Consider the following 14,393-nt stretch of genomic DNA (forward strand, 5'->3'; position numbering starts at 1 on the left):
CAAGTTATATGGTTATATTTTAGTAGCCAGGGTTCTGGGTTAAGATGCCACTACTTTGGTTGATTGAATTTAAAGGGATTGGGAATACTTCATTTTTCCCGGCTTTAAATCCGTATGGTGCCAAAACAGTTGCTGCCTGTCCTGTTCTCACCAAGTCTACAAAACGGTCTCCTTCCATAGCCAGCTCTACTCTACGTTCACGCCAGATGGCGGTTCTTAATGCAGATTGCGTAGTAGCAGTAGTTCCTGCTAACTGTGCTCTTGTTCTTACTTTATTAAGATTCGTAATCGCAGCAGTAGTGTTTCCTAATTCATTAGCTGCTTCAGCATTTATTAGAAGAACCTCTGCAAATCTTAGAATTCTGATATTTTGTATTGATCCATAGCCGCAAGCATTATTATTCAGTGATTTTGGAACATATACTTTCTGATTCCACATATTTCCTGCCTGAGGATCTCCTTTTTGAATTAAATCACCTTCAGGAGTGGTTTCACCATTTCTTAGAATCGTTAATTCTTTACGGATATCTCCGGTTTCAAATGCTGATTCTAATGCAGTCGTCGGGGTAAAGAATCCCCATCCGAACTGATTTCTTACTCCCTGAACTTCTGCATACTGGCTTCCTCCGAATTGTGAGGAACAGTCACAGTTAACCTCAATAACTGATTCCGATCCAAACTCTCCCGCAGGCCGGAATAGATGATTGAAATTTGGATCAAGATTATACCCCATTGCTATTACCTGATTTGAAGTATCGTAGGCTTTCTGCCAATCTTTTTTGTATAAATACACTTTAGACAAAAGTCCTAACGCGCCGCCTTTTGTCATTCTTCCTAAATCTGAAGCAGGATATGACTGAGGTAAAACAGCCGCCGCACTTGTAAGATCAGAAATAATGAAATTATATACCTCATCTACAGAGTTTCTTGGAATGTTATAGTTTTTATCAGCCGGTAGGCCATCAAAAATAGGAACGCCCCCGTAAATTCTTACCAGATTAAAATAGAAATATGCTCTGAGCATTTTAGCTTCTGCTATAAGTCTATTTTTTAAAGTGGCATCCATATTAATATTCGGTACGTTTGTAATTACCTGATTACATCTGTTCACGAATTGCCATTGTCCAATCCAGTACCCTTCTACACCGGAATCACTTGCAGTGTAGGTAAATTGATCATAAGCATTAATAAAAGATGCGTCTCCCGGGTTTGATCCTTTTTCAACATCATCAGCAGGAACTCCAAAAACAAATTGAGAAGGAAATGCGGAGTTTTCCCAGCTTCGTAGTGCTACATAAATTGCGTTTGTAGCTTGCATTGCATCTTCCTGAGTTGTAAAAAATGCGTCAGCTACTAATCTATTTGGCTGTTGCACGTCTAAATAATCATCCTTACATGATCCAAGTGCCGATAATATGGCTATTGATAAAAGTATTTTTTTCATAATTTTCGATTAAAAAGTTAAATTCATACCAAATGTATAAATTGCTGATAATGGATAGATGTTATTATCGATTCCCATTTGAACTCTATCTGCACTGGTAATCTCCGGCGAGAATCCTTTATATTTGAAAGTTGTTAATGGGTTTTGTGCACTAAGATAAAGTCTAACCCTCGTGAAGTTCGGTAATTTAGCAAAGCCTTTCGGTAAAGAATATCCAACCTGAATATTTCTTATTCTGAAATAAGCACCACTTTCCACATAAAAGCTGCTTGGCAAAATTATAGATTGGTTATTGGTAACCATAGAATAAGAATTGGAAGTACCAGGTCCGTTCCATCTGTTATTATAGAAATCCAGATCCCAGCTTTCGTTACCAAATCTCTGTTCACGGTTGTAATTGTATATTTTATTTCCAAATACTCCCTGAAAGTCTATAGCAAAATCGAAGTTGGAGACATTCATATTGAAACCAAAACCATAAGTCCCTTTTGGAACAGGGCTTCCTAAGAAAGTTTTATCCCTTTCATCAATAACTCCGTTTCCATCCTGGTCTACAAATTTAAACCATCCTGCTTTTGCACCTGTCTGAGCAGAAGCAGCCGCTTCAGCATCAGTCTGGAATACCCCTGCTACTTCATATCCATAATAGGAACCTACAGCCTGGCCAGCTTGTAATCTCACAATCTGATTTCCAAAGAGGCTTGGTGCAGAATTCGCATAAGATCCTCCAAAAACTGAAGTAATTTCATTTTTCAGCGATGTAAAATTACCATAGAAGCCAATCCTCACCTTGTCAGATAATTTCTTATCATAATTTACTGATAATTCTACCCCTCTGTTATTGAAAGAAAAAGCATTTGTAATATAACCCGCCCAGTTTGCTGCTCCGGAAACGGTACCCTGAACTATTCCATAAACTACATCTTTTGTATCTTTATCAAAATAAGTTGCTTCAAATTTTAAGTTATTGTTAAGAAACGCCATTTCAATACCAAAATCCTTTCCGGTAGTAATTTCCCAACCAATGGATGTATCTATAAAATTGTCTATTGTAGCCGCCGGAGACCCTGTTGAGCCATAGTAAGCACCTTCTTTTATATTTGTTGCAAATAAAGTATAAGCCCCATTCTGTACGTTTGGATTTCCTGTTCTTCCCCAGCTCCCTCTTAATTTTAAGAGATTAAAAATATTCTGGTTGCTCATGAACTCTTCTTTCGAAATAACCCAACCTGCACTAACGGATGGGAATATCTCATTTCTGTTTTGATTGAAATTAGAAGATCCGTCTCTACGTATTGACCCGTTAATAAGATATTTGCCCGCGTAATCATAATTCACTCTTCCAAAGAAAGACTGAATTCTGCTTAATTTAGGAATAACATCTCTTCCTAGGTCATACATTCCGACTTCAAAAATATTTGTTCCGTTTGATATTTCAAGGGAACCATTAGTTCCATCATAATTTACATTAGTGGCATTTCTGTAGACCTGATTGTAATAATTCTGTGTTCTTGAAAAACCTGCTAATAAATCAAAATTATGACTTCCAAAACTTTTCTTCCAATTTAATGTATTATCCCAAACGTAATCTCTGTTTTTAGAGTCTCTTGTGATAAGTGTAGAAACACCTGGCTGTGGAGTATAAGTTATTACAGGAGTATATTCGTATTTGCTTGAATTTAAATTATCATTTGTCAAACTACTTCTAAAAGTAAAATCTTTTAAGAATTTCACCTCTGCCCAAACATTATTAAGCAATCTCTGTTGTCTGTCCTGAGATCTAAAAAGATCTAATTGCGCACGAGGATTATTTACAGTGACTAATGTAAAATATTGGTATGTTCCTGTGGAAGGATTAATAGGAGAATATACGGGTGGTGCATTATAGGCATTCAGCAGCGGATTATTTGCCGTATTAATTAATATTTTGGAAAAGGTAAAATTATTTCCTATTGTAATATTATCAGTGATTTTATAGCTTAAGTTAGCTTTAGTTGTAAATCTTTTAAAATTACTTCCTGAGTTGATTCCCTTTCCTGCATCAAGATTACCTTCATCTTCAAGATAACCCACACTACCGTAATAATTTAGTTTACCAACACTTCCTGAAGCTGAAAAATCATTTGAATTGATGGTACTAGGCCGAAATACTTCTTTGAACCAATTTGTTTCCTGCGGATAATTTAGACGAGAAATAGATCCTGCACTAGAGCCATTATCATTCATCAACCTCTCATTATATAATTCAATATACTGATCCGAATTCACCATTTTCGGAATATTGGTAACTTTTTTGATTCCCAGGTAAGAATTAAAATTAAAAGTTGGCTTTTTACCTCTTCCGGTTTTAGTCTTAATAATTACAGCACCATTACCTGCCTGCGCTCCGTAAATTGCCAAACTTGAAGGATCTTTCAATATACTCATAGATTCAATATCCTGCGGATTCAGATAGGAAATATCCGTTGTTATAGAACCATCGACAATATATACAGTATTACCAGTAAGAGATCCAATACCGCGGATATCTACTCTTGGTGATCCACCTGGAGTCCCCGAATTAAAAATCTGAACACCAGACACTTTTCCCTGAACAGAACTCAATGGGTTCGCATTGGGTTTATCCGCCAGGTCTTTTGCAGAAATTACACCAATACTTCCTGTAACGTTCTCTTTTTTCTGAGATCCATATCCAATCAACACCACCTCTTCAATTTTCTGTTCCTTAGCAACAGTATCTCTTGGTGTAGTCTGTGCATTGACATTCATACCGAAGTATAAAACAGCAATGAGACATGAATACTTTAAATCACTTTGTTTCATATAGTTATCTTTTATTCGTACAATCATTATTATGAAAAGATGCCCGATCTTTTCCTGCTTATCATGAAAATATACTTATTCTCATAAAAAGACATTAGTCAAAATTATAAAAATATCTTGAACAATGTTAATTTTACTTAATGTTTTTATACTTTGGTTAAATAGCCAATTTTATATAAAAATGAGATAATAATTATATTTCTAAAAGTATATTCATTTTTTCAGATTAAAATTATTATTATAATTAATTACAACTGCTTCTTTAACAAAAAAATCCAATTATATTATTTATATAAAATCAGAATAATATCATATTCACAGCAAATATTTTAAGATGCTTATTCTGCAGTGTGATAAAATTTGTTAAAATAATAATTGTCATTAAATTTGGTTTATTATTTGAGAACATTATTATTTTAATCAACAAAAAATGAAAAAGTACATTATTGCTGCTGCCTTTATTATAGGTACGGGAGCTTTTATTAATACAACCGTGCAGTCCTGCACTACTCTGGCAACATCCGATATCGGATTGTCTGTCATCAAAAGATTTCTTCTGAACGGAATTGATAAAGGGGTAAATATCTACAGCAACAGAGATGCTTTTCTGCAAAATAATATGGTAGACAAGGCTCTTCCGAAACAGCTGCGGGAAATCAATTCCATGCTTGAAAAAGTTGCTCCTTCACTGGTAGCTAAAGAGAGAGCATATATTGCAGATGCCGCGGTATACACTGTAAATATTTCTAAACCTATTCTCGTAAATGCAGTTAACAGCTTAAATGCACAGGATGTTACAAGAATTATCCAGGGAGAAAAAGGGACTGCTACACTGATTCTGAAAGAGAAAACATCGCAACAGCTCATCGCTGCTATCACCCCGAAAGTTGAAGAACAGCTTAATCAATATGGTATTACAAGAAGCATCAATACCGCTCTATCGGGCAGCAATCTGCTGGGCGGATTGCTTGGAGGCAACAACAACAGTACGGTAAATGCAGGCGGATTAAGCCAGCTTGCCTCTGAGCAGCTGGTAAACGGCATGTTCAATATCATCGAAGATTATGAAATACAGAATTCCAGCTCGCTGTTAGGACCACTTGGAAAATAGAATAATTTTCGTTATATTTATATATAATTTACAATTTGGAGATGGATATTTTACAAGGAAATCAACATGCGAGTCCTGAAGATTTTTACAATTCATTAAGGACAAAACTGGAAGATCATCACGATTTTCCGGAAGACTATTTATTTAAATTTATCATTCCGACGGATCAGGCGAAGCTTACTGAGATTTACAGAGTTTTCGACGGGATAAAATTCACTCTGGGAAACAGGGAAAGCAAAAACGGAAAATACACAGCCTGCAATATCAACGCTTTTGTGCTGGATGCCCATCAGGTTGTCAGGATCTACAAGGAGGTTGCCAAGATAGAAGGTGTAATTCTCTTATAAAAAAAGTCAGCTCTGTAGCTGACTTTTTTGTTTATTTATCTATAAAATATTTAACATTTTCAACCGGTCTTCCCAGCATTGCTACGGAACCTTTGATCAGAATAGGTCTTTGGATTAAAGAGGGGTTTTCAGATAAAACCTGTATCCATTCCTCTTCCGAAAGATTTTTACCGGCATATTTTTCAAGATACAGCTTTTCATTTTTTCTGATGATATCAGACACATTCTGGTTCAGCTTTTTTAAAACGGTTTTAATTTCCTGAACACTCAGCGGTTCCTCCATCATATTAATGATTTCAAACGGAACTCCATTTTCATCAAGATACTCCAAAACCGCATTGGATTTCGAGCAATTTCCGTTATGTAAAACTTTCACTAACATTTTTATTGGCGATTAAAATATACTGCTATTAAACAAATTTAGTAAGAATATTACCAGATTCTGTTTAATTTATAATAAATCTTTGTTAAAACAGTCCGTAAAGCTCTGCCTCTATTTTTTCCAAGATAAATCCAAAATCTTCGGGCTTTTCTACAAAATCAAGATCATCTACTTCTATAATCAGTAGTTTGCCCTCCGTATAATTAGAGATCCATTTTTCGTATTTCTGATTGAGCTTGGAGAGATATTCGATACTGATAGATGCTTCATACTCTCTTCCTCTTTTGTAAATCTTCTTTACCAGATTAGGAACGTCGGATTTCAGATAAATTAAAAGATCGGGCGCAGAAACGAATGATTTCATCAAATTAAAAACCGATGAATAATTGTTAAAATCCCTGTCTGAAAGCAACTTCATATCGTTCAGGTTTTCTGCAAAAATATGGGCATCCTCGTAAATCGTACGGTCCTGAATGATATTTTTACCACTTTCCCTTATTTCTTTTACCTGCTGAAATCTGCTTCCCAAAAAATAAATCTGCAGCGCAAAGCTCCACTTGCTCATATCCGCATAAAAATCTTCGAGGTAAGGGTTGTGATCTACATCCTCAAATTGAGCATCCCATCCGTAATGCTTAGAAAGCATGGTCGTTAAAGTAGTTTTACCAGCTCCAATATTTCCTGTAACTGCAATATGCATATTTTCTCCTTAATATTATGGTTTTATCCGATTAATCACCGGCAGATTCCAGTGTAGAGATATCCTCGATCAGCTTTTGCAAAGAGCTTTCAGCGGGATTTTTCTCTTCAATTTCCTGAGTCTTTTTCTCCAGCTTTTCTTCCGGGCTGCCCGATGCAGAAGTCTTTTCTTCGGGTTGCTTTACCTCCTGTTCCGATGTTTTCTGCTGCAAATCCGGTTCTGATTGCGGCTGAGACTCATCTTTGTTTTCGAGACTGTAAAGATAAAGTTTGTTGGCCTTGATTTCAAAATAAGAAAGGGTATTTTTATCCACAATCTGCGCCCCTTGGTCCTGAAAAATTTTAACCATTTCTTTTCCTGGAACGTATTTTAGAATCGTATCATTAGTAATCACTAAAATAAATTCATTTTCTCTCCGAAAACGCTTCCCGTTCTCTATAGGTGCTTCAAAGATTTTTTCAAACTTAAAAGTATATACGCGCATTTGTTGCCTGGTCAGTACATAGATTTTATTATCATATATCAGCAGATCCATAAGGTCGTCAAAACTTGCATCAAAAGGATAAGAATTGATAATGGTTTCGTTCCGGAAATTATACTGGATAAGCCTTTTCGTGCTCTCGTCAAGTAACCAAAGCTGCTGTAGATCTTCCGCATAAGCCATTTTGATAAACCCAAATTTCTGTTTAAAATCCACACGCTGGATCTCATTCATATTCTGATCAACAAACTTAAGTTCCTGCGCGTTTTCTGAGAAAAGGGGCACACTCAGCGGATTCTGTACAGACTGAACCTTGAAAGGCACCGTAAGCATCATCTGCCCAATTTGTTTTCCAAGCGAGTCGTATTTGGTAAGACTGAAATCTTTATTTTTGTAGATGTAGAGGTTTCCGTAGTCATCAGCAAGCATATCTCTGGCTTCCTTCAGTTTCAGGGTATCCAAAGGAAGAGATTTCTGTGCAGAAAGTGAACAGAAAACGAATACAAATATCAAATATATTATTCTCAAATTATTCTACTAAAGTAGCGTTCCGCCGGAACGCTACTTATTTACTATTTTTTTTATTTATTAAAATTTATAACTTAAGGTAATAAACCTGTGATTATTTAATGGCTACTTCGTAGATTTTAGGCCAGTTTTTTCCGGTTACCAGCATATTTTCACCTTTAAAGGCTATTCCGTTGAGTACATCATCGCTTCCTTTGGTGTTTTGTTTTACAATGTCGGTAAAATCAAATGTACCTACGACTTCTCCGTTCTGAGGATTGATTTTTAAAATAACCGGTTTCTGCCATACGTTAGCATAAATAAACCCATTATAATATTCCAGTTCATTAAGCTGATCGTATGCCTGTGAACTTCCCGCAACGGCAATATATTTTACCAGCTTTGAAGGATTGGCAGGATCAAGAAAGTATAAAAGTTTGCTGCCGTCTGATGCGATCAGGTTTTTACCGTCATAAGTAAGTCCCCAACCTTCTCCCAAAACATTTGGATAAGCAAATTCAGATAATAATTTCAAAGAGCTTTTATCGTAAATATATCCTTTTTTACTTTGCCACGTCAGCTGATAGACTTTATCGCCTACAATGGTGCTTCCTTCAGAAAAATCTTCCTGCGGCTGTTTTGTTGAGGCCAGCGGCGTTGTAGTGCCCAATGTGTATTTTAAAATCTGAGACGAGCCGTTCTGCCCATCACTCTCGTAAATCGTATTTCCTTCAATTTGGAAACCCTGAACGAAATTTTTAGGATCATGAGGATATTCTGCTACAATTTCGTAGGACATTTTTTTCTCAGGATTTTTTGCAAAAACGTTGATAGTGGCATCCTGCGTAAGAGTTTCACCACCTTTTGTCTTAATATTAAAAGTAACCGGATTATCACCCAGTGTAAAGAATTTCGGATCAATTGTCAAGTTTGAAGTTTCTTTATCCCCAAAACTGATGGAAATACTCTCTGCTTCATTGGTAACTTCACCCGGCAAGGCAAGCTTATCGCCGAAATGGTATCCTTTCTGCTCCATTGAGTTGTTGTAGTCTGCAAGTGCATCCAGAACTTTCTTATCATTCTTGCAAGCCGACAGTAACAAGATTGCTGCAAAACCAGCTATAATATTTTTCTTCATTGATTTCTAAATAAATTTTTTCAAAATTAGCAAAATTTATTGCTCCCTGCTAATTTCATTTCCACGTTCACTAAATTGTAATATTTATACACATTCAAATTTTGTAATGAATGATTGAGAAGGAGAAATTAACTTTCAAGGTAAGGCACAAGGCTATGATCTATAATCTGTGTCCATCCTTCTGTAAAAGCTTTTTCGGAAAAATTTTCGCCAAGATCACTAAAATAATTAATATTTTCATGAATCAGTCTTAGAAGAGTTTGTTCACCATCCGGCTGAAGTTCCCAGCTTAATATTGTCTTCTGGTCCGAAAATTCGGGGTAAAACCAAGTATGCTTCAGCTTTCTTCCCGGGATAATTTCCAGAATTTCTGCCTGATGATGATATTTCATTTCGTTTCCGGGTTCATAAAAATTAAAAACAGCTCCTTCCTCCGGAATAAAATCAGGAATATCAAAATACCATATTTTCATTTCGTCCCTGTCGGTTAAAGCTTTCCAGACCTTTTCTGCCGGAGCATTGACTTTCTGTTCTATGATGATCGGATGGCTCATATCTTTTGTTTTATCGATTTAATGCAATTTTTCTGACATTCTCTTTATCTGAATCATATTCAATACTAAACGTACTATTTTTTTTCAAAAAGAGTGCTAAAGAATTTATCTACAGAAGATCACATCATAAAAACAAACCAAATCCCGTGAATATTACATTTATTAATTTTTAGTAAAAGGAATATTGTTGTAAAAGCCAATCTGAACCTGTCCGCGATTTCTGTTCTCCTGGATCTGATTCATATATCCGGCTTCAATTCTCATATTTTTGTTGATCACATATCCCAAAGCCCCGTACACTCTGTTTCTGTCGAAAACCGGACTGTCAAAATGCAGGAAAATTTCGTTATAGGCAGATGCGTAAAAAGTTTTCGGAAGAAGTTCTTTGTTGTTAATCGGAATATTAAATCCTAAAAAATACCGAAACCTCATCCTAAAGTCATCTTCAAGAAAGCGTTCTTCCAGCCTGTAACGGTGCTGAATATTGAAGCGTCCGAATTTCTGTTTGGTAATATACTGCTGGAATATACGATGTTCAATATTTTCAGTTTTTTCATCGTTTACGTAGGGCCTGCTAAGAATAAATCCGTAGCCAAGCAATATATTATTGTTGTTTTCCGTAAGATCATACCCGATTCCCGTGCGGATAAGAAGCTGTTCCAAATCGCCTCCCGCATCAAAATTTCTGTATTGAATCTCGTTATGCAGGTTTAATTTCTTACTGATCTTATTGTTCCCAAAATACATATACCATGCGCCAAGGTCGCTTTCCTGTGCCTGTAGTGACAATGTTCCAAACATAAAAAGGCCTGCTGCAACCAATCTTAAAATTTTCATTCCCTCTTTTTTATTTATTATTAAAATCTATTAAATAATTGAATTCAATATGAATTATCAATAATAAGCAAAATAATCAGGTTATAAAAATATTTATATAGGGTACTGTTATTGGATAAAAATTTTCACAAAAAAACCGGCGTGTAAGCCGGTGTATTTATTATCTCTGTTTACGGATGCGGCTGCATTTTTGCAGGGTCATCATAATTAACCATCCAGTTGATTCCGAATTTATCGGTAAACATTCCGAAATAGGCTCCCCAAAAAGTATCTGCCATCGGCATGGTCACCTTACCGCCTTCGGAGAGTCCGTTGAAAAGCTTATCTGCTTCTTCTTTTGATTCTGCGTTGATAGAAATCGAAAAATTGTTCCCTTCCTTATGGTTGGATGCCCACTCTCCTCCTGTATCGCTTCCCATAAGGATGGTTTCCTGTGAAATCGGAAGACTTACGTGCATAATCTTATCCTTGTCTTCTTGGGGAGTTTGTTTACCTTCCATAGGAGGCATTTCGCCAAAAGTTCCGATATAGGGGAATTCGCCGCCAAAAACGGATTTATAGAAATCGAAAGCCTGCCTGCAGTTTCCGTTGAATGTTAAATAAACATTTACTGTTGCCATAATCTGTATTTTTATAGTTAAATTATCTGTGCTGATCTATTAAAATCATATTTCCATCGGGATCTTTCAGGTAAATATGTTCAGGACCGGAAGTGCTTTCATCGGCTTCTTTTTCAAGTTCGATTCCCTGTTCTTTTAAGCGTTTCTGAATATCGCGCACGTCGTCAAAACTCTCAAGGTTCTGGGCATTTTGGTCCCAACCCGGATTAAAAGTCAGCATATTTCCGTCAAACATAGCCTGAAAAAGGCCAATGATGTGATCTCCGTTTTTCAGGATGACATAATTATGCTCCATGTTTCCGCCCATCTGGCTGAATCCTAGTTTTTCGTAAAAATCTTTGGATTTCTGAAGGTCTTTGACACTAAGACTTATTGAAAAAGCTCCTAATTTCATATTTAGTTTTTTTAAGGATTATCTTATTTAAATTACTTACTGACTGTTCTGTAAACGGGTTTTGAAATCCAATGTACCGTCATAGCTTTTCCAGTCACCGGCAAGCTCTATATATTGCTGTTCAATTTTTTCGTTGTTTTTATCCCAACGGAAAGTATAAACAAATTTTCCACTGAACATCCCCGAATGTTTTCCTTTGTATTCTTCAGCAAGCTCATATTCACCGTAAACAGATCCTTTTTTACCGGAGTCTTTATACTTTTTGATTTTAAATTTGCCTTCAAACTTTGTATAATTCTTATCGACAAGCGTATAGCCGGAAACAAAATATTCCTGATCATTTTTCCTGTCCTGCTCAGAAATATCGATTTTAAGCTTAATTTCCTGATTTTTGCTGCCGATTGTTCCCGTGTAAGTTTTGCCATTATTCAGCCAGACATTAGAGATATCGGGCATTTGCGAAAACGCAGCATTTGAAATGAGAATAAAGTAGAATAATAATTTTTTCATGTGTTTTTTTGCTTTTATTTATTTAAATATTACTTTAGAAATATCGGTAGGTACAAAATTTGCCCACCAGGCTTCATACTCCAGGGTTTGGGAATAGTTCTTCCATTTTCCTTTCCAGGTAACACTTGCGCGGCTGGTTTTTGTAATAACTTTCTGCGACTGGATTCTTATCTTCCCCGTGAACACGCCTGAATGCTCTCCCGATTCCGTTTCTTTCAGAACAAAATCTCCAAAGACCAGCATGTCATCAGGAAGATCTTTCACATTATATCTCTGTGTAAATATGATCTCACCGGAAAATTTTGCATGGTTCCCTTCTTTCACTTCAGAATATCCGGAGATAAAATACTGTTCCTGTTTTTCGGGATTCTTTACTGCTTTTTCAACCTTTACTTTTATTATTGTTTCATTATCGGCAATGGTCCCTTGAAAAGGTGTTTCATAATTCATCAGAAAGGCGCTGAAGTCTTCGTTTTTCGCGGGAAAATTATTCAATGACTGACCAAAAGAAAATGAAAAAAATGAAAGCAGAATAAGCAATACAATTTTTTTCATATTTATCATACGCCAAATTGTGCCAGATGATGATTGAGATGTTTCGCAAACATATTGCTCCATTCTTTTGCTTTCAGCTTACCGAATGAAAAAGATTCTTTGTCGTCAAAAGCTGATTCTCCCAGCTGCTGGGTCTTCTGAATAAAGCCGATCAATCTTTTCTTTTCATCTTCAAAATTCTTTCTGTCGGCAATAATAAACTGCGGAGCAGTAGGACTGTTATGAGGATATCCTTTTTCACCGACAACTTTGGATTTTACAAATGTTTTTAAGATAAATTTTGCAATAGATCCCGGTTTTTTGTGCTTTTCCGGTTCGTAGACCATTTCATAAGAAACATTACAGTGAGCCAGCATCTGATCTACCGTCATTTTCCCCCATAAGGGCTGTGTTTCAGGAGTAAGCGTATTGATCCTGTCGATGTAATTCTGAGCTACTTTAGCATCAAAAACATTTTCCATAGTTTATTATATTGTTGAAAAGCAAATATATCAGTTTTTTTTCTGATCCTTTTTATTAAATGTTAAAAAATACAATAATTAACTAAAAATCAATTAATTAATCGAAAAATTTATCATTATTTAGAGTGTTATTCTCACTTGGATTTACAATAAAATAAATCCGTAGCAATTACGTTTATATCCAAAACTGAAACCTTGAAAAAAATTATTTTTCTTTTTATTATTGTTGTTTATACAATTTCTTCTGCACAGGAAAGTGAGATCTGCAAATGTAGTTTATTAACAAAAAGTGAAGACAGTATTAAGAAATTCTCTAATAATGTGGCTACTATCTCAAAAAAAGAAGCTTTAAGACCACCATTCGATTTTATTTCTATAAAATATTTAAAAAGCTACGCAAAGTCTGAAGATGTGGTTGATTCAGTGGATTTGAAGATCAAGAGTTTTTTGAACATTAAAAAAATTGATAACGATGATGATTATCTGCATTATAAAATCACTGATTCCATTGAAAAAGCTGAATTTTCAAAAACTTTCGGAAACATTCCCAAACCACTCATTATAAAATCCGGCAAACTTAACTATTCTATAGCCATCCTTTATTTTAGTAATTATAAAAGCAAATATTATTTAGCACTATCAACAGATGAAGGAAAAACATGGAAAAACTATTATACCGGATTAGTCCGAAAATTCAATTATATATTGAAGAGCAATTCACAATTTCCTTTATGGAAAGACAGCGAGCATATTCAAATTGAAGCTGATATTGTAAGAATGATCAAACCTATGACTTTTCCGGGCTTAAAGGAAGAATTTGAAACTGTTAAAAAAAATGCCTTGCTTACTTTACATTTAAAAGAAATTTTAAAAGATTCTGATAATGACGGTTTTAATGACCTTGAGGAAGAATTGGAACTTTTTACAAATCCACTTAGCGACGATACAGACCATGATGGAATTCCCGATTATGAAGATCCCAATCCCAAATATAAAAGTGTGAACAATGATTTTACAAAATTGTTACAGGCAATTATGTATGGAGATTATCCTGTTGTTGAAAATTCGGATGTGCGACAATCTGAATTTATTGTGAACCTGGAAACCTTTGAAAAAGATTTTAATAATCCTGCGATTTTTTTTCACGGGCAGGAAACAAAGTTTTCAGATTCGTTTAATTTTTCGGTAATTGTAACAGATAATCAAAGCTTTAAACAAATTACCCCAGTAGGCCAAAAAATAATTTTCTTAACTTCTGAAGAGTTCTCAAGATATAAAAAGAACAGTTTTATGAATTTGTATACACCGAATTACAGCAAACTTTTCCCATGTGATGACGCTTCGGACACGTATCTTTTCGTTACCGATAACCTTTGGATTGGCCGCACTTATCTTATTAAAAGAATTCCGCAGGGATGGCTTATTAAAACTGTTTCCAGCTGGCAAAGTTAAATTTTAAATTGACTGGTCATTTTTATGATAAGCTTAAAATTTAAAACTCCACACATCTGTTGATGTGCGGAGTTTTA

Annotated in this window: 16 protein-coding genes; 3 read left to right on the forward strand and 13 right to left on the reverse strand. The window is 35.4% G+C overall.

Annotated elements, in window-relative coordinates; all coding sequences use genetic code 11:
• Positions 1-19: 19 nt before the first annotated feature.
• Positions 20-1,444 (reverse strand): RagB/SusD family nutrient uptake outer membrane protein, encoded by a 1,425-nt coding sequence (locus HHL20_RS09815; RefSeq protein ID WP_169230948.1) that lies wholly within the window; start codon positions 1,442-1,444, stop codon positions 20-22.
• A 9-nt stretch (positions 1,445-1,453) separates the two neighbouring features.
• The gene (locus tag HHL20_RS09820) at positions 1,454-4,267 is read right to left on the reverse strand and encodes a SusC/RagA family TonB-linked outer membrane protein (protein ID WP_169230949.1); all 2,814 of its coding nucleotides are present in this window, start codon (positions 4,265-4,267) and stop codon (positions 1,454-1,456) included.
• A gap of 430 nt (positions 4,268-4,697) precedes the next feature.
• Here HHL20_RS09820 and HHL20_RS09825 point away from each other — a divergent pair, with 430 nt between their 5' ends.
• Together HHL20_RS09825 and HHL20_RS09830 are read left to right on the forward strand one after the other, a co-directional pair.
• Complete coding sequence (locus tag HHL20_RS09825; protein WP_169230950.1) at positions 4,698-5,378, forward strand: DUF4197 family protein; 681 nt, start codon at positions 4,698-4,700, stop codon at positions 5,376-5,378.
• A gap of 41 nt (positions 5,379-5,419) precedes the next feature.
• Positions 5,420-5,725: a DUF493 family protein gene (locus tag HHL20_RS09830; protein WP_169230951.1), complete on the forward strand. Its 306-nt coding sequence runs from the start codon at positions 5,420-5,422 to the stop codon at positions 5,723-5,725.
• A gap of 31 nt (positions 5,726-5,756) precedes the next feature.
• On the opposite strand, the gene HHL20_RS09835 is transcribed toward HHL20_RS09830, so the two are convergent.
• The 11 genes from HHL20_RS09835 to HHL20_RS09885 form a co-directional block, all read right to left on the reverse strand.
• The gene (locus tag HHL20_RS09835; protein WP_169230952.1) at positions 5,757-6,107 is read right to left on the reverse strand and encodes an ArsC/Spx/MgsR family protein; all 351 of its coding nucleotides are present in this window, start codon (positions 6,105-6,107) and stop codon (positions 5,757-5,759) included.
• A gap of 85 nt (positions 6,108-6,192) precedes the next feature.
• Positions 6,193-6,807: a deoxynucleoside kinase gene (locus HHL20_RS09840; RefSeq protein WP_169230953.1), complete on the reverse strand. Its 615-nt coding sequence runs from the start codon at positions 6,805-6,807 to the stop codon at positions 6,193-6,195.
• Positions 6,808-6,838: 31 nt separating this feature from the next.
• Positions 6,839-7,801 carry a hypothetical protein gene (locus HHL20_RS09845; protein WP_228463155.1) on the reverse strand — a complete coding sequence of 321 codons (963 nt, stop codon included), beginning with the start codon at positions 7,799-7,801 and terminating at the stop codon, positions 6,839-6,841.
• A 109-nt stretch (positions 7,802-7,910) separates the two neighbouring features.
• On the reverse strand, positions 7,911-8,933 hold the full coding sequence (locus HHL20_RS09850; protein ID WP_169230955.1) for a glutaminyl-peptide cyclotransferase: 1,023 nt from the start codon (positions 8,931-8,933) through the stop codon (positions 7,911-7,913).
• Between the two features lie 128 nt (positions 8,934-9,061).
• On the reverse strand, positions 9,062-9,487 hold the full coding sequence (locus HHL20_RS09855; RefSeq protein ID WP_169230956.1) for an SRPBCC family protein: 426 nt from the start codon (positions 9,485-9,487) through the stop codon (positions 9,062-9,064).
• A gap of 162 nt (positions 9,488-9,649) precedes the next feature.
• The gene (locus HHL20_RS09860; protein WP_169230957.1) at positions 9,650-10,324 is read right to left on the reverse strand and encodes a DUF2490 domain-containing protein; all 675 of its coding nucleotides are present in this window, start codon (positions 10,322-10,324) and stop codon (positions 9,650-9,652) included.
• Positions 10,325-10,494: 170 nt separating this feature from the next.
• Entirely contained in the window at positions 10,495-10,944 is a 450-nt protein-coding gene (locus HHL20_RS09865) for a VOC family protein (protein WP_169230958.1), read from the reverse strand.
• A 22-nt stretch (positions 10,945-10,966) separates the two neighbouring features.
• Positions 10,967-11,338 carry a VOC family protein gene (locus HHL20_RS09870; protein WP_169230959.1) on the reverse strand — a complete coding sequence of 124 codons (372 nt, stop codon included), beginning with the start codon at positions 11,336-11,338 and terminating at the stop codon, positions 10,967-10,969.
• 36 nt (positions 11,339-11,374) lie between these two features.
• A complete protein-coding gene (locus HHL20_RS09875) occupies positions 11,375-11,848 on the reverse strand; it encodes a hypothetical protein (protein WP_169230960.1) in 474 nt (157 codons plus the stop codon).
• Between the two features lie 18 nt (positions 11,849-11,866).
• The gene (locus HHL20_RS09880) at positions 11,867-12,403 is read right to left on the reverse strand and encodes a hypothetical protein (protein ID WP_169230961.1); all 537 of its coding nucleotides are present in this window, start codon (positions 12,401-12,403) and stop codon (positions 11,867-11,869) included.
• Positions 12,404-12,408: 5 nt separating this feature from the next.
• Positions 12,409-12,864 carry a DUF1569 domain-containing protein gene (locus HHL20_RS09885; RefSeq protein WP_169230962.1) on the reverse strand — a complete coding sequence of 152 codons (456 nt, stop codon included), beginning with the start codon at positions 12,862-12,864 and terminating at the stop codon, positions 12,409-12,411.
• Between the two features lie 195 nt (positions 12,865-13,059).
• Between HHL20_RS09885 and HHL20_RS09890 the strand changes: the two genes are divergently transcribed.
• Positions 13,060-14,316, forward strand: a complete 1,257-nt coding sequence (locus HHL20_RS09890) for a hypothetical protein (RefSeq protein WP_169230963.1) — start codon at positions 13,060-13,062, stop codon at positions 14,314-14,316.
• The last annotated feature ends 77 nt before the right edge of the window (positions 14,317-14,393 follow it).

Source organism: Chryseobacterium cheonjiense (assembly GCF_012927265.1).
GTDB classification, from domain to species: Bacteria; Bacteroidota; Bacteroidia; order Flavobacteriales; family Weeksellaceae; genus Chryseobacterium; species Chryseobacterium cheonjiense.